The organism is Amycolatopsis nivea, assembly GCF_004522235.1.
Taxonomy (GTDB): domain Bacteria; phylum Actinomycetota; class Actinomycetes; order Mycobacteriales; family Pseudonocardiaceae; genus Amycolatopsis; species Amycolatopsis nivea.
Map to the genome: position 1 here is coordinate 60,359 of NZ_SDLT01000009.1, position 15,263 is coordinate 75,621.

Annotated in this window: 13 protein-coding genes; 3 read left to right on the forward strand and 10 right to left on the reverse strand. The window is 68.6% G+C overall.

Going from position 1 to position 15,263, the window contains the following annotated elements:
* The first annotated feature begins 58 nt into the window (after window positions 1–58).
* Window positions 59–1,210: a PucR family transcriptional regulator gene (locus tag EIZ44_RS13130; RefSeq protein WP_205670031.1), complete on the forward strand. Its 1,152-nt coding sequence runs from the start codon at window positions 59–61 to the stop codon at window positions 1,208–1,210.
* A 55-nt stretch (window positions 1,211–1,265) separates the two neighbouring features.
* Window positions 1,266–2,642, forward strand: a complete 1,377-nt coding sequence (locus EIZ44_RS13135) for an aldehyde dehydrogenase family protein (RefSeq protein WP_134728787.1) — start codon at window positions 1,266–1,268, stop codon at window positions 2,640–2,642.
* A gap of 59 nt (window positions 2,643–2,701) precedes the next feature.
* On the opposite strand, the gene EIZ44_RS13140 is transcribed toward EIZ44_RS13135, so the two are convergent.
* From EIZ44_RS13140 to EIZ44_RS13185, 10 genes are all read right to left on the reverse strand, one after another.
* Window positions 2,702–4,312: an FAD-dependent monooxygenase gene (locus tag EIZ44_RS13140; protein WP_240691285.1), complete on the reverse strand. Its 1,611-nt coding sequence runs from the start codon at window positions 4,310–4,312 to the stop codon at window positions 2,702–2,704.
* 11 nt (window positions 4,313–4,323) lie between these two features.
* Complete coding sequence (locus EIZ44_RS13145; protein ID WP_134728790.1) at window positions 4,324–5,286, reverse strand: flavin reductase; 963 nt, start codon at window positions 5,284–5,286, stop codon at window positions 4,324–4,326.
* A gap of 5 nt (window positions 5,287–5,291) precedes the next feature.
* Window positions 5,292–5,930 carry a 4-carboxy-4-hydroxy-2-oxoadipate aldolase/oxaloacetate decarboxylase gene (locus EIZ44_RS13150; RefSeq protein WP_134728791.1) on the reverse strand — a complete coding sequence of 213 codons (639 nt, stop codon included), beginning with the start codon at window positions 5,928–5,930 and terminating at the stop codon, window positions 5,292–5,294.
* A complete protein-coding gene (locus tag EIZ44_RS13155; RefSeq protein WP_037817901.1) occupies window positions 5,927–6,574 on the reverse strand; it encodes an RraA family protein in 648 nt (215 codons plus the stop codon). Before EIZ44_RS13155 ends, EIZ44_RS13150 begins: the two co-directional genes overlap by 4 nt.
* Window positions 6,574–7,242, reverse strand: a complete 669-nt coding sequence (locus EIZ44_RS13160; protein WP_037817900.1) for an RraA family protein — start codon at window positions 7,240–7,242, stop codon at window positions 6,574–6,576. The genes EIZ44_RS13155 and EIZ44_RS13160 overlap by 1 nt, the downstream gene beginning before the upstream one ends.
* Window positions 7,243–7,244: 2 nt before the next feature.
* Entirely contained in the window at window positions 7,245–8,261 is a 1,017-nt protein-coding gene (locus EIZ44_RS13165) for a DODA-type extradiol aromatic ring-opening family dioxygenase (protein WP_134728792.1), read from the reverse strand.
* 10 nt (window positions 8,262–8,271) lie between these two features.
* Window positions 8,272–9,273: an amidohydrolase family protein gene (locus tag EIZ44_RS13170; RefSeq protein ID WP_134664821.1), complete on the reverse strand. Its 1,002-nt coding sequence runs from the start codon at window positions 9,271–9,273 to the stop codon at window positions 8,272–8,274.
* A 17-nt stretch (window positions 9,274–9,290) separates the two neighbouring features.
* The gene (locus EIZ44_RS13175) at window positions 9,291–10,745 is read right to left on the reverse strand and encodes a 4-hydroxyphenylacetate 3-hydroxylase family protein (RefSeq protein WP_134728794.1); all 1,455 of its coding nucleotides are present in this window, start codon (window positions 10,743–10,745) and stop codon (window positions 9,291–9,293) included.
* Between the two features lie 151 nt (window positions 10,746–10,896).
* Window positions 10,897–12,345, reverse strand: a complete 1,449-nt coding sequence (locus tag EIZ44_RS13180; protein ID WP_134664825.1) for an aldehyde dehydrogenase family protein — start codon at window positions 12,343–12,345, stop codon at window positions 10,897–10,899.
* Between the two features lie 124 nt (window positions 12,346–12,469).
* A complete protein-coding gene (locus EIZ44_RS13185; RefSeq protein WP_134728796.1) occupies window positions 12,470–14,080 on the reverse strand; it encodes a thiamine pyrophosphate-binding protein in 1,611 nt (536 codons plus the stop codon).
* A 107-nt stretch (window positions 14,081–14,187) separates the two neighbouring features.
* Between EIZ44_RS13185 and EIZ44_RS13190 the strand changes: the two genes are divergently transcribed.
* Window positions 14,188–15,096: an SAM-dependent methyltransferase gene (locus EIZ44_RS13190; protein WP_134664829.1), complete on the forward strand. Its 909-nt coding sequence runs from the start codon at window positions 14,188–14,190 to the stop codon at window positions 15,094–15,096.
* Window positions 15,097–15,263: the final 167 nt, after the last annotated feature.

A 15,263-nucleotide genomic window follows, 5' to 3' on the forward strand; every position in this document is an offset into this window, starting at 1 on the left:
AAATGTCTATAATGAATATAGATCAAATCTCGGGCAGCTGGCAACGGAAGAGGCGAGCATGACTCTCGAAGGACAGGTGCAGGCCTACGCCGACCGGCTCGGGCGGCCGATCATCGTGTTCGACGTCGACTTCACGGTGATCGCGTTCAGCGTGCACGACCAGGACGTCGACCACGCCCGGCTGGCGATCATCTTGTCCCACAAAGGATCTTCGCGCGCCCGGGAGTCCATCCGGGACTACCGGGTGGGCCAGGCGCAGGACCCGGTCCGGATCCCGCCGCTCGACGGCGGCCAGTCCCGGCTCGTCGCGCCGGTCCGGCACGAGGGACGGCTCGTCGGCTACCTCTCCTCCACGATCCCCGAGGACGACGAGTCCGCTTACGAGGACGACGACGAGCTGCGCGAACGCCGGGCGCAGATCGGATTGCTGCTGGCCGCGATGGCACTCGGCAACCGGGAAGACGAGGACCGCGCGCGACGCCTGCTCGCCGCGCTCCTCGAAGGCACCGACGACCAGCGCGTCCGAGCCGCCGACGAACTGCTCGCCAGCGGTCTGCTCTCCCCTGTCCCGCACTACACGGTCATCTCGATCGCGACCCCGCCGCGCGCCGAGCCCAGTTCGGCAACCCTCCGCCTCGTACTGGACCGGGCGCTGTCGAGCATCCCGGTCTTCCCCACCTTGAAAGCCGTCGGCGCGGTGCTCGGCAGCGAAGCTGTCTTGCTGGTGCCCTACGAAATCGACACCGCACGACTGTCAGCTCTCCTTGCGCAGCCCGCCTTCTCCGGCCTGCACGCCGGGGTCGGCGGTGCGCACGCGCCGCTGTCCGGTGTACACCGGTCCCTGCGGGAAGCCCGGATCGCCTTGCGCGGCGGCGACGCCGGCTGCGTGGCGCACTGGTCGGAGTTGGGATTGGACCGGCTGCTGCTGCAGCTCCCTCTCGAGGACCTTGATATCTCAGACCTCCCGGATGCCGTACGACGGCTGCTCGACGCGCAGTCCGGGCCAGACCTCGCGCAGACCCTGGAGACCTACCTCGACTGCGGCTGCGACGCCCAGCGCACCGCGCAGACCCTGCACGTCCACCGCAGCACCCTCTACTACCGGCTGGATCGCGTACGCGCGGTCGCCGACGTCGATCTCGCCGACGGGAAGGTGCGCCGCGAACTCCACGCGGGACTGCGGATCGCGACGCTGGCCGGTCTTCGCTAGCCGCCCCGCGTCCAATTGACTATATTCAATGTGAACTTTTACGGAAGGGTCCCGCATGAACGCACTGCTGACCACCGTCTCGGTCGCCGACGACCGCGGACGGCCGATCCTGGACGCCGCGACCCGGGAAGTCGTCGGCCACGCACCGGTGCACACGGTCGACCAGCTCAACGCCGCGATCGCCGCCGCGGCCGAGGCACAACCGTCCTGGGCGGCGCTGGGACACGCTGAACGGTCGCGCATCCTGCACGTCATCGCGGACGACATCGACGCGCACGCCGAGGAACTCGGCGAGATCATCACTGCGGAGCAAGGCAAAGCCGGTGGTGCCGGCGAGGCGCACGGTGCCGCGCACTGGCTCCGGTCCGCGGCGGACACGGTGCTCGAACCGCAGTCGCTGCCGGACGGCGCGGAACAGCATTACGTTCCGCTCGGCGTCGTAGCGTCGATTGGTCCGTGGAACTTCCCGGTGATGATCGCGGTGTGGCACGTCGCGCCGGCGCTGCGCATGGGAAACACGGTGGTGCTGAAGCCTTCCGAGAACACGCCGTTGAGCGTGCTCGCGCTGGCGGAGATCTTCCGCCGTCACCTCCCCGCGGACGTGCTGACCGCGGTTTCCGGCGATCGCGAGGTCGGTGCCGCGCTGGCCGCGCATCCGCGGATCGCCAAGATCGTGTTCACCGGTTCGACCGCGACCGGCCGCCGGATCGTCGAAAGCTCGGCAGGCAACCTCGCCCGGCTCACCCTGGAACTGGGCGGGAACGACGCGGCGATCGTGCTGCCCGGCACGGACGTCGACGCCGTCGCGGACAAGCTGTTCTGGGCGGCCTTCATGAACACTGGCCAGGTGTGCGCCGCGCTCAAACGGCTTTACGTGCACGAATCGATCTACGACGACGTCGTGTCCGCGCTGGCCGAACGCGCGGAGAAGGCACCGATGGGACCGGGGCAGGACAAAGCGAACCGGCTCGGGCCGGTGCAGAATCCCGCGCAGTTCGAGATCGTCTCCCGACTGGTCGAGGAGGCCCGGGCACGCGGCGCCCGCGTCGTCACCGGTGGCACCCCGGCGACGGAACTGGGGCCACTGTTCTACCGGCCGACGATCATCGCGGACGTCGAGGACGGTGCCGCGGTCGTCGACGAGGAGCAGTTCGGACCGGTGCTGCCGGTGATCCGGTACTCCGAAGTGGACGCCGCGGTGCGCCGCGCTAACGGCACCGACCAGGGGCTGGGCGCTTCGGTGTGGGGTGCGGACGCGAACGAGGTCGACGCGGTGGCGCAGCGACTGGAGGCGGGCACCGTCTGGATCAACCAGCACGGCGGCGTCGATCCGGCGATCCCCTTCGGCGGCACGAAGTCGTCCGGCTACGGGCTGGAGTTCGGCGTAGAAGGCCTGAAAGCCATGGCAGCCAGCAAAATCATCCGCCGGTGAAACCAGTGAAGGCCTCCTTGAGGGATTTCCTCGAGGAGGCCTTCACTGTGGGCCGGGGGTCAAGCGCCGCGAAGCTTTTCCCACAACTCGGCCGCAGCCGCCCGGTCAGGCGGAGCACCTCGCCACACCACGGTTTGATCCTGACGCACTACCGTGAGGGGGCAAACATATTCGTCCGGGAGCGTGTCCACTTCAACGGCCGCGATTGGGATACCTCGCCGTGCCGCTTCACCGGTCAGCACTGAGATATCAACTCCTTGCCTAGCAATCACCGTGTAGCCGGGCGAGAAATGGTCGTACAGCGAGGATCCGTCCGCCAGCGTGAAGTGCGGGGCACGGCAACCGGGCACAGTGGACGGTGTGTAGCTGCCCATCGTGTAACCGGGCGCTTCCTCGCCGTCGTAAGAGATGATCGGCGAATCGTGGTACGCGTAACCGTAATTCAGCCCTGCGGCGGCGAACTGCGGCTCGTTCAACTCCCGTACCGCGGCACCGAACGACGCACGTGCGACCGCACCGGCGGGGGTGTCGTCTTCGAGTTCGGCGGGAAGTCCCGGGCGGGCGAGCTTCCGCTGGTGGTTCATCGCGAAGTGCGACACCTGTTCGGTGATCGGCCGTCGCTCGGCCTCGTAGGCGGCCAGGATCCCTTCCTCCGCCCAGCCGGCGAGATGCGCGCCGAGCAGCCAGGTCAGGTTGAGCACGTCCGCGATGCCCGCGTTCATCCCGAATCCGGCGAACGGGACCCACAGGTGCGAAGCGTCGCCGGCGAGGAACACCCGCCGGTCGCGGAACCGGTCGGCGAGCAGCCGGCGGGCGACCCAGTCCTCTTTGGACAGGACCTCGTACTCGAACGACTCGTCCACACCGAGGATCGCGCGGATCGCTTCGTCTCGGTCGACCGCCTCGTCTTCCGACGCAAGGTAGGTGTGCACAAGGAAGGTTTCCGTGCCGTCGATCGCATACACGTGCCCGACGCGGCGTGAGTTGAACGTGTAGTAGCCCCACGCCCGCGGTTCGTCGGCGGACATCAGCGAGTACAGCTTCGGCGCGCGAATGCAGGTGGACTGCACGTGTTGGAGCACCGGATCACCGCTGAGCTTCGCGCCGATCTGCTTGCGCACCGCTGAACGGCCGCCGTCCGCGCCGATGAAGTACCGAGCGCGCAGGGTGCGTTCACCCGAACCGTCGGACACGACTGCCGAGACGGACGATTCGTCCTGGTTCACCGAGTGGAACCGGGTGCGGTTGAGCAGGTTCACGCCGGGTGCGGCAGCGGCGTTCCGGGCGAGGATCGGTTCCAGGAACGTCTGGTTGATCCGGTGCGGCGGTTCCGGCGTCGCCCAGCTCGTGTCGGGGCCGACGCGGGAGGTGTACCGCTCCCCGCTCGCCGGGATCGGGATGCGCGACAGTTCCCGTCCGGTCAGCGAGGTCCGGAACGCGACGTCCTGCGGGTAGTCGCGCGGCAACCCGGCGGCGCGCACCTCGGCCGCGATCCCGAGCCGCCGGAAACTCTCCATGGTGCGCGAGGCGACGTGGTTGCACTTGACGTTCGGCGGTTCCAGGAACTCCCGTTCCTCGACGACAATCACCGACACGCCGCGGCTGCTGAGGTCTAAAGCGGCGACCAGCCCGACCGGACCCGCGCCGACGATGAGGACGTCTGCGTCCATGGTTTCTCCGTTCAGCACGGCATTCCTTGTGCCACCACGCCAAGGTGCTCGGTCATCAACCGGCGGGCCGCATCCTCGTCACGGTCCTCAATGGCCTGAAGGATGCGGCGGTGCGCGTCGACAGCACGGGAAGCCCGTTCAGCGTTGGTGTGCACGGCATACACACTCTCCCGAGGACGGTTCAACGCACCGACCGACGCCGCGATCGCCGGATTCCCGCTGAGCAAACCGAGCCGCGCATGGAATTCCAGCGACAGCGGGTTGTAGCGGCTGGCGTCGTGGACGTGTTTCTCCGATTCCTCGACCAGCGCTCGCAATTGCGCGACTTGGTCGTCAGCCGCGGCACGCGCGGCGAGCGCGGCGGCAGCGGGTTCGACCGCGTGCTGCGCTTCCAGCAGCTGTTCGGTTCGCATCCCGTGCAAATGCAGTTGAATGGACAGCGAATCCGCGATCCGGCCGATGTCCGCCTCGGCTTCTTCCGCCGTGCTGAGTTCACGGTATTCGCCGGACCAGTACAGCAACGGCTGCCCGGTTCCACCGCCCGCGGAAACGACTTCGCCGACGAGAATGATGTGGTCACCGCCGCCGAGCATCGTGTGCACCGTGCAGTCGAACCAGCTCAGCGCGCCGGTGACGACTGGCGCGCCGGTGGCCTCGGTGTGCGTCTCGACCTCGTCGAACCGTTCCTTGCTCCGGCCGCGTCCACGTCGCGCGAAACACGCGGAGACGTCCTGCTGATGACGGCCGAGCACGTTGATCGCGAAGACCCCGCTCGCGCGGATCTCGTCAAGGATCGGACTGTGCGAATTGATCGAGACCGTCACCAAAAGCGGATTCAGCGAAAGGGAAACGAACGAGGTCGCGGTGATCCCGTAAAGGTGCCCGTCGAGCGCGGTCGTCACCACCGTGACCCCGGAAGCGAACCGTCCGGCGGCCTGGCGGAAACTGTCGATCCGTTGCTGGTCGGAGGTCATGGGATTCACCTCGTCTCGTCCGGAACGCCGAGCTGGCGGAAGTCGTAGACGTCCAAAGTGGTCTCTCCGGCGCGAAGACGGTCCAGATAGGACGCTTCTTTCTCGGCACGAGCCCGGGACGCGGCGAGAACCCGGTCGTACTCCTCCGCCGGGAACACGACGATCCCGTCCCGGTCGGCCACGACGACGTCGCCTCGGCGCACCACCCGGCCGCGCAACGTGATCGGGCGGCCGACGGTTCCCGGCCAGTTCTTGATCGTGCCGCGGATCGAGATCGCCGTGCTGAACGCCGGGAACCCGAGCGACGCGAGCTGCTGGGTGTCGCGGACGCCGCCGTCGATCACCAGGCCGTTGATGCCACGTGCCTGCGCCGCGACCGCCATCACCTCGCCCCAGTACCCGAACGGCGCGCCACCAGCGTCGACGACGAGCACGTCACCCGGTCCAGCTGCTTCAATGCCGTGGTGCAGTGCGAGGTTGTCGCCGAGCTGCGCCGACACCGGCACCGCGCGGCCGACCATCTGCGCACCGTCCCAGGCTGGCCGGAACGCGGGGTCCAGGAAGCAGTCGAGACCGGAAGCCTCGTACAGCGTGGCTGTACCGAGCGTCAGCAGTTCCTTGGTGTCTTCCGCCAACGTGGTCATGCGTCCGCCCGCTGCAGGTCGTGGTAGCCGTACTTCGCGCGTGCTTCGGCGATCGTCGCGCCGCCGAGCGCAGCGGTGAGGATCGCTTCCTCCCGCGCCTGGATCATCTCGGCGACCTCCAGCACGTCGTCCTCGCAATCCCGCGGGATCGCCACGACTCCGTCCGAGTCGCCGAGCAGGATGTCGCCGTGGCGCACCGTCACGCCGCCGATGGTCACCGGCCCGCGTTCCTCGGCCACCTCGACCCGGTCCTTGCCGGTGCGCATGAAGCGACCGCGGCTGTAGATCGGGTAGCCGATGGAGAGCGCACGGTGCGTGTCGCGGCAGACGCCTTCAATGACCGTGCCTGAGATACCACGCTGGTGCGCTACTGCGGTCAGGATGTCGCCCCACACCGTGCAGTCGACCCGGCCGTCGTTGTCGAGCACGATCACCTGCCCCGGTTCGACCTGGTCGATGAAGTCGCCGACAGTGCCGGCCGGGACCTGCGCGCTGACGTAGCGCACGGTGAACGCGCGGCCGACCATGCACTGTCCGTCCGCGAGCGGGGCGAGCCCGAGTAGGCTGCCCGGGCGCTTGAGCTTGTCGAGGGCGTCGGACACCGTCGCGGTGCCGAGCGCGGAGAAGCGGTCGAGGAGAGACATCAGCGCTGCTCCACAGTGACTGAGGGGAATTGGGAATCGTGCATGACTTCCTGCACGTCACGGCCGGACCGGACCGCCTCCGCCATGCGGGCTTCCCGATCAGCGATCCGCTGCGCGAGTTCGACAACGCGCTCGGCGTCTCCCGCGGCGACGAAGACGACGCCGTTCACGTCCGCGAGCACAAAGTCTTGCGGGGCAACTGAGATACCAGCGATCTGGATCCGCTCATCCATCGCGGCCTGCACGATTCGGCCCCGCGCACTGACCGGAACGGCCGTGCGCGCGAAAACCGGGAGCTTCAGCGCTTCGCTCTCCTGGACGTCGCGGCAGGCACCGTCCACGATGACGCCAGCCACGCCGCGCCGGACCGCGGCCTCGGCGAGCAGACCGCCCCAGCAGGACACGTCCGTGCGGCCGTGGTTGTCGATCACCACGACGTCGTCCGGCTCGGTGATCCCGACCAGCGGAGTGGCGATGTGCGTCGCCGGTCCCGCAGTCGCTTTGGGCGCGGCGGTGACCGTGCGCACGCGGCCAGCCAGAACGGTGCCGACGGGCCACATCGGTTTCAATGCGGTGACCGCGCCGGGCAGGCCGAGCGTGTCCAGTGCGTCGGAGACCGCGCAGCTGTCGAGCCCGCGCAGCGCGGTGATGATCTCTTCGGGAGACATGCTCACTTCCGTTCCCAGGTAAGGAAACCCATCGCGTTGCCGGTACCGGCTTCCGTCCGGTAGCACGGCTCGTAGTCCACGCTCGTCACGGCGAGACCGGCCTCGTCGGCGATCCCGGCGACCGCGATCCAGTTCCGCAGCTCCGACGCGCCGGACCGCATCTCGGCAGCCGGAACGGACGAGAGGTAGTCGGCATCGTGGTTCCGCAGCGCCTCGAGAAACTCCTGGTCCAGCTTCTCGTCGATCACGAAGTGGCTGAGCCCGCCCGAAGCGACGACGCCGACCCGCAGGTCCCCGGGGAACGACCGGATCGCCCGGCCCACCGCGCGCCCGAAGTCGTAGCAGCGCTTCGCGCCCGGCGGATTCGGCTCCCAGAAGGTGTTGATGAAGATCGGCACCATCGGCAGCGTCGACTCCTGCCCGAGGAATCGCTGGTAGATGAACCCGAAGCCGTGCGGGATGGTGTGGTTCTCATACCGTCCGGCCGGGATCACCTCGGTGGCGCCGGTGTCGAAATTCTCGGCCTGGGTGGACTGGATGATGTGCTTGCCGAGCGCGCGGTGCGTGGGCCGCATGATCGTGCGGTCCGGGACGTCGCCGGTCGCCGCCTCGGCCAGGCCGGGGGCCATCGCGTCGAGCTGGGCCTGGGTGAACGGCACGTGCGCGACCTCGTCGCCCCAGAACACCGAGAACGGGGCGAGCCATTCGTCGCCGTAGGTTTCCTTGTGGTCGCTGGAAACGATGACGAGGACGTCGACGTCCTGGGTGCGGATGAAGTCCGCGAGCCGGTCCATCGACCGCTGGCAGCTTTCCCAGCGACGCGCCATCACCTCGGGAGTGATCTCGTGGGAGAAGTCCTCCCGCAGCTCGCGCAGTTCCTCGTAACTGTAGGTCTCGCCGCGGAACTTCAGCCCTTTGCTGGCGCGGTCCGCGGTGCCTCTGGTATCCCAGGCCTGCGGCGGTGGCGCCTTCAGCTGCGGTCCGTGCGAGGTGCCGATCCCGGCGACGATCTCGGTCATGATCTCCCCCTCAGAGCTGGAAGAGCGCGCGGGCGTTGTTCTCGAGGACGTCGGCGCGCTCCTTTTCGCCGAGCCAGGCGATGTCGTCGATGAGCAGGTGGATGTCGTCGAACCAGCGCCCGGTCTCGGGGTCGATCTGCGAGCCGGTGCCCGGTTTTTCCGAGCCGAACAGCACCCGGTCGGTGCCGACGACCTTCATCAGCAGTTCCAGGCTGTCCTGGGTGTAGAGGCACGAGTCGAAATGCAGCCGGCGCAGTTTGTCCAGATAGGACACTCCGGTGCGCACCACCGACGGCAGGAACCGGCCCACCTGGTACGGAATCGCGCCGCCGCCGTGCGAGACGATCACCTTCAGATCGGGGAAATCCTTCAGCACGGTGGAGTTCACGAGGCTCCACACGGCGACCGTTTCTTCCTGGATGAAGTGCAGGCTGTACGGCTCGCGCGCGGGCGGCTTGCACCCGGCCGCGTGCAGCAGCACCGGGACGTCGAGTTCGCACAGCACCTCGTACACCGGGTACCAGTACCGGTCGCCGAGCGCGAGCGGGGTTTCCGTGCCTTCGTAGGGGTCGGTATTGAGCATCGCGCCGACGAAGCCGAGTTCGGTCACTGTGCGGCGCAGCTCGGCGGTCCAGTCCCGCGGCGTCAGATCCGGGCTTTGCGGCAGCCCGGCGACGCCTTTGAACCGGCCGGGGAACAGCTCGGTCGCGCGGTGGATGAGGTTGTTGGTCTCCTCGGTGAACCACTGCACGAGCTTCGCCGGCCGTTCACTGTGCATCATCTGGAACGGGCGGGGCGAGATCATCTGCAGGTCGATCCCGGCGCCGTCGAGGTGCGCGAGATGCGAGATGTCGCCGAAGCTCGGGTGCGGGTGGTGATACGCGGCGGCGAGCGCGTCGTCGCTGATGGCCGGGGGTTTGCCGCCGTGCGCGCCGCGGTGCGAGAGCAGCGAGGCTTTCCAGGCGTAGTAGGCGTCCGGCGCGGACATGTGGCCGTGGACGTCGATGATCACGGGATGCTCCTTGCGTCTCAGACGAGCGGCTTGCTGATGAGTTCGTCGACGCGCGCGTCCGTCGCCGACGTGTCGTAGAAGCGCAGCAGGCGGGTGCGGCCCGCGCCGGGGTCGCCGCGGTGCAGGTACTCGTACAGTTCCTGGCGCATCCCGAAACTCGAGCCGGCGAGTTCCCAGCCGAGCCGGAACAGCCGCGCCTTCTCGGCCGCGCCGATGTCGTGGCCCCGCATGTAGAGGTCCAGGAACGGACGCAGTTCCGGGTTGGCCAGGTCCGCTTCGGTCGGCTGCATGATGAGCCCGGACGCGGCGACCTGGCGCAAGATCTGAACCATCCGCGCTGAGATGTCAGCCGACCAGAAGCCGACGCCGTTGGTATTGCTCGGGGCGAGGTGCCCGCCCGGCGTCACGACGGCGTCCGCCTCGGCGCCCTTGATCGCCAGTTCGAGCGTCTGGACGTAGGAGATGAGTTCGCCCAGTTGCTCCTGGATGCCGCGGAAGGTGTCCACGCCGATGGAGTGCGCGAGTTTCTTCGCGACCGAGGTGAAGAACTTCATCCGGGCGAGGAAGCGGATGTGCGTGCTCTGCAGGCTCCACACGTTGATCCGGCCGAGGCCCTTGAGCGCGCGCAGGGAGTCGCCGAGCAGGAAGATGCGTTCGCGCGGCAGGAAGACGTCGTCGAAGAACAGCATCGCGTCCTGCTCGTCGTACCGGTTCCCGAGCGGATGCGAGTGCCCGCTGTCGGCCGCGCCGAGCGGTTCGCGCAGCAGGATCTTGAGGCCCGGCGTGTTCATCGGCAGCGCGAACCAGATGACGAAGTCTTCCGCTCCGCGCGCTGCGGTGACGCCGTTGAGGTACACCAGCACCTCGTGGGAGAACGGTGCGAGGGTGGCGAGTTGCTTGGCACCGCGCAGGATGATGCCGTCCTCGCGCTCCTCCACCACGCGCAGCGCGAGGTCCGGGTCGTCGAGCGGGCTGGCGCTGCGGTCGATCTGCGGATCGCCGAGCGCGTGGGTCAGGACGAGGTCGTGCTCCATCGCGAACCGGCGGTAATCCCGGGCGTTCTGGCCGAACCCTTCGCGGTTCTGGTCGAGTTCGTCGGCGTAATCGGCGAGACCGGCGGCGACATTCGACATGAAGTCGGGCGAACGGCCGAGCTGACCGAGGCTTTCCCGCATCCACCATTCCGACGCGGCGAATTTGGCGCGCAATTCCTCCCGCGTCTTCGGCAGCGAAAACGCGTAGCTGACCTCGTTGCCGGTCTCCTCGGACTTGAATAGGGTCGCCGCCCGCCCCTCCGGAGTGGCGAACCGCAGGTCCAGCAGCCGGGCGAACTCGTCGACGGTCGGCTTGAGCGCCGGGTGCTCCGCGACGTTCTCGATGCGCTTGCCGTCGAGCCAGGCCTCGCGGCCGTCGTTCAGGCTCTTTGTGTACTGCTCGCCGGTGAGCGCCCCGGTGGCACCGGAAATGTCCATGTACTCCGACTCCTTTGTCTGTGACGGGCCCGCACCGGGCGACGATTCGAAGCTACGGAAATCGCGGTGCCGAAGAATCGGTCCGCTGCGGGAATCTCCGCCGAGGGCGTCCGACACCGTGTAGGAAAGTCCGACGCGGTGTCGGAACCGCTCAGGACTGGATCGTCGGAACCGTCACCCATTGCCAGTAGGTGAACTCGTCCAGATTCCAATGCCCGCCGTGCCGTCCGCCGTTGCCGGACGCGCCGAGGCCGCCCATCGGGATGTGCGCGGCGTCGTAGATGGTCTGGCCGTTGAGCGCGACCATCCCGGCGCGCAAGCGAGAGGCGAAACCCAGGGCGCGCGCGACGTCGCGGCTGTGGATCGCCGCGGACAGGCCGTATTCGGTGGCGTTGGCCAGTTCGAGCGATTCCTCCTCGGTCGAGAAGCGGGTTACCGGTGCCACTGGGCCAAAGATCTCACTTCGGAAAGCTGCATTGTCAACTGTCACGCCGTCGAGCACGGTCGGCTGGTAGAACGCGCCGTCGTGCGTGGCCCCGTGCACGACCTGCGCGCCGTCGGCGACCGCGGCCTCGACGATGCCGTGCACCCGCTCGGCCTGCGCGGTGGTGATCAGCGGGCCGAGCGTCGTCCCGGGTGCTTTCGGGTCGCCGAGCCGCAGTTTCTCCGCCGCCGCTTTGAGCCGCGCGACGTATTCGTCGGCGACGCTTTCGTGGACCAGATGCCGTCCGGTCGCCATGCAGATCTGGCCTTGATGCCGGAAAGTTCCACCGGCGCCACCGGCCACCGCGCGGTCGAGATCCGCGTCCGCCAGCACGATGAACGCGTTGTTGCCGCCGAGTTCGAGCACCACCCGTTTCAGCAGACCGCCAGCGATCTCGCCGACCCGGCGGCCGGCGGCGGACGATCCGGTGAACGAGATCGCGTTCGTGTGCGGCGAACGCACCACCGCCTCGCCGGTCGCCGCGCCGCCGGGCAGGACGTGCAGCACGCCGTCGGGCAGACCGGCTTGTTCGAAGATGTGCGCGAGCACCGCACCGCCGGAGAACGCGGTCTTCACGTCCGGCTTGACCAGCACCGCATTGCCCAGCGCGAGCGCCGGGGCGACCGAGCGCATGGCGAGCATCAACGGCGCGTTCCAGGGCGCGATCACCCCGACGACGCCGACCGGGATCCGCCGGGCCAGCCCCAGCGTCGCCGGGTCTTCCACCGGCAGAAGATCGCCCTGCGACATCGTGACCAGTCCGGCCGCGGCGATCAGCTCGTCGATCGCTTTGTCGACCTCGTGCTTCGCCTTCGCGGGCAGCGAGCCGCTTTCGCGCACGAGCACGTCCTCGACGTCGGTGCGGAGGTCGCGCAACGCGTCCGCGGCCCGGGTGAGGACGTCGGCCCGCTCGCGGTACGACGCGCGGCTCCACTCCGCCTGCGCTTGCGCGGCACGTGCTCCGGCCCGCTCGACGTCGTGCTGGTCGGCGATGCCTGCCAGACCTACCTTCCCGCCGTCGCCCGGCGAGACCACCGGTTGCGTGCCTCCGCCTCCGGTACGCCAGCCGCCGGAGTAGATATGCCCGTCTGCCTCGCTGAGATCCCACAGGGCCATGTGCGTCGCCTGCCAATCCTGGTGCGGGTGCGGAGATCGCCGCGATGCTAGGTCGGCGCGAGCCCTCGCTTCATCGCCTCGGCGACGCAAATCCGGCGCGCGCGACTGGACACGGTGTCGGAAGCTACTGCCACAGCTGGTCGTTCACGCGGACCTCGATCAACCGGGGTCCGGCCTCCGGCCCCGGGTCCTCGGCGAGCGCGGCGCGCAACCCGGCGGCTCCGTCGACCGTCGTCGCTTTGATGCCGAACGACGTCGCCAGCGCGGCGATCTCCACCCCGCTGATGTCGGTGAGCGGGTACTCCTCTCGCTCACCGCTGCTGTTCCGCATCCCGGCGACCACGGCTTGGTACTTTCCGTTGTTCACCACGAGATATGTCACCGGCAGCCGGTAGCGTGCCACGGTCCAGAACGCGGGCACGCCGAACTGGACCACGCCGTCGCCGACCACCGCGAGCACGCGCTCGCGTCGCGCCATCGCCACACCTGCCGCGGCACCCATTCCCCAGCCGAGCGAACCGCTCGCGGTGGCGAACAGCGAATCCGCCCGCGTGCGCCGCAGAAACCGCAGCAACGGCAGCGTCGAGGTGACCGCGTCGAGGACCAGCAGACGTTCCCCGCCGATAACGTCGGCGACGGTGCGCATCGCCACCGCGGCGCTGAATTCCCCATCCAACGGCACTTCGGCTGCCCAGCGAGCGCGCCGGTTTTCGCTGTCCTGGAGCACCCGGGCAGGCCATTCGCTCCGGGAAGGCGCGCGGCCTCCGTCGGCCAATCCGCGTAACGCCGCCGCGGTATCGCCGACCACCGCCCCGGCTGGGACATACCGACGGCCGGGCTCGGCAGCGTCCTCGGAGAGATGCAGGATCGGGACGCCGGACGGCAGCGCCGCGACCTCCGCCGAGAACTCCAGCGGGGTCGGCATGCCCGCCAGCACCAGCAGGTCCGCTTCCGCCAGCATCGGCGCGCGAGGCTCGAACAATCCGGCGTACAGCGGATGATCCGTGCGGAAGGACCATCGTTCGAGGTCGCGGCGGGACTCCACGAACACCGGCGCGCCGAGCCGCTCCGCCAACCGCGCCAAGTCCGTCTCGGCCCTGCGCCGGGCGACGTCCGATCCCGCGACGATCACCGGTCGTCGCGCCGCGTCGAGCAACGCGCTCGCGTGCCAGACCGCCTCCGCGGCCGGGCCCTGCCGCGCACCCCGGCGGACTGGAGGCGCGACACCGGGTTCAGCGGCCAGATGGTCTTGTGGGATGGTGAGAATCGCCGGTTGCTCCGGAACGACCGTGGTATGCCACAGCGTCCGACTGACATCTTCAAGCAGGTCCTCGGCGCGGAGGTTCTGCCAGGCATGACCCACATACGGCGCGGCCGTTTCGAGCAACCGCGGCGAAGTCGTCAACGCGCGGTGCGGGAGCGTCGCCGTTCCCTTGATCCCCGCGAGAATCGCGACGCTGCTGCGCGCGACCTGCGCCGCGTACAGATGCGCCAAGCCATTCGCGACCCCGACGTTCGTGTGCAGGTAGGCGACGCCGATCCGGCCGGAGGCGCGCGCGTAGCCATCGGCCATGGACACCGAGATCGCCTCGTGGGTGGTCAGCACGAACTCGGGTCCGCCGCGGCGGGCGACAAGAGCGTCGAGCACTGGTATCTCACTGGTGCCGGGGCAGCAGAAGACGTGCTCGACTCCCCACTGCGCCAAGGTTTCCAGCAACCGCGCCGCAGCCGTCATGCCCGGCACGTTACGCAGCACGCCGGCCCGGGCGCTCCGACGCGGCGACGGAAGAAACCCGGCGGACTGTGCGACACGGTGTCGGGGATCGGAGTAGGTTGCGGCCAATGACTTCTTCCCGGCACGACGGAGACACCTGGGACCTGGCGTCCAGCGTCGGCGCGACCGCGACGATGGCCGCGGCGGCGCGGGCGATCGCGACCCGCGAGGACAGCACACTGTTCTCGGACCGCTTCGCCGAACCGCTCGTGCAGGCGGTCGGCGTCGACCTGCTGGCCAAACTGGCGTCCGGCGAGGCAGAGTCGGGCGCGTTGGTCGGGCAGATCTGGATCGACGCGGCCAAGATCCGCGGCAAGTTCTACGACGAGTTCTTCCTCGACGCGTCCGCCGCGGGCATCGCACAGGCGGTGATCCTGGCGTCCGGTTTGGACTCCCGCTCCTACCGGCTGCCCTGGCCCGACGGAACCGTGGTGTACGAACTCGACCAGGAACCAGTGGTCGAGTTCAAGGCCCGCACCCTGGCCCGCCTTGGCGCCGAGCCCACCGCAGACCGGCGGGCGGTCGCCGTCGACCTGCGCGACGACTGGCCCGCTGCCCTGCGCGCCGCCGGTTTCGACCCGGCCCAGCCGACCGCGTGGAGCGCCGAAGGCCTGCTGGGATACCTGCCGCCCGAAGCGCAGGATCGCTTGCTGGACACCATCACCGAACTCAGCGCGCCGGGAAGCCGGGTCGCCACCGAAAACCGGCCCAACCCGCGTCCCGGCGACGAGGACAAGACGAAGGAACGCCTCGACCGCATCTCCGAACAGTGGCGCGGCGAGGGTTTCGACACCGACATGACGCGGCTGCGCTACTTCGGCGAGCGCAACGAAGCGGCTCCGTACCTGAGCGGGCTCGGCTGGACGGTGCGCGGAAGCACGGTCCGGGAAATGCTCGCGGCCAACGGCCTGCCGCCGCTTCAGGACGACGATCTCCGCATGGGCGACCTTCGGTACATCACCGGCACCCGGGGCTAGCGCATCGCTCGTGGTCGAGCCATCACGCCTGGTCACACGTGGTTCGTAGCCGATTTGTGATGGTGGTCACGGGCCATACCGAGGGTTTGTCCCCGGCGCGCGCGAATCCCAAGCACAGCAGTCGATCCCGAAGAGTTTTCCGGTTCGGCCGCCGCCCGGGCAGGTCA

Bases quoted from the DNA above. Each gene is read 5' to 3' on its own strand.
- EIZ44_RS13130 (WP_205670031.1), top strand. From the start codon at position 59: ATGACTCTCGAAGGACAGGTGCAGGCCTACGCCGACCGGCTCGGGCGG.
- EIZ44_RS13135 (WP_134728787.1), top strand. From the start codon at position 1,266: ATGAACGCACTGCTGACCACCGTCTCGGTCGCCGACGACCGCGGACGG.
- EIZ44_RS13140 (WP_240691285.1), bottom strand. From the start codon at position 4,312: ATGGACGCAGACGTCCTCATCGTCGGCGCGGGTCCGGTCGGGCTGGTC.
- EIZ44_RS13145 (WP_134728790.1), bottom strand. From the start codon at position 5,286: ATGACCTCCGACCAGCAACGGATCGACAGTTTCCGCCAGGCCGCCGGA.
- EIZ44_RS13150 (WP_134728791.1), bottom strand. From the start codon at position 5,930: ATGACCACGTTGGCGGAAGACACCAAGGAACTGCTGACGCTCGGTACA.
- EIZ44_RS13155 (WP_037817901.1), bottom strand. From the start codon at position 6,574: ATGTCTCTCCTCGACCGCTTCTCCGCGCTCGGCACCGCGACGGTGTCC.
- EIZ44_RS13160 (WP_037817900.1), bottom strand. From the start codon at position 7,242: ATGTCTCCCGAAGAGATCATCACCGCGCTGCGCGGGCTCGACAGCTGC.
- EIZ44_RS13165 (WP_134728792.1), bottom strand. From the start codon at position 8,261: ATGACCGAGATCGTCGCCGGGATCGGCACCTCGCACGGACCGCAGCTG.
- EIZ44_RS13175 (WP_134728794.1), bottom strand. From the start codon at position 10,745: ATGGACATTTCCGGTGCCACCGGGGCGCTCACCGGCGAGCAGTACACA.
- EIZ44_RS13180 (WP_134664825.1), bottom strand. From the start codon at position 12,345: ATGGCCCTGTGGGATCTCAGCGAGGCAGACGGGCATATCTACTCCGGC.
- EIZ44_RS13185 (WP_134728796.1), bottom strand. From the start codon at position 14,080: ATGACGGCTGCGGCGCGGTTGCTGGAAACCTTGGCGCAGTGGGGAGTC.
- EIZ44_RS13190 (WP_134664829.1), top strand. From the start codon at position 14,188: ATGACTTCTTCCCGGCACGACGGAGACACCTGGGACCTGGCGTCCAGC.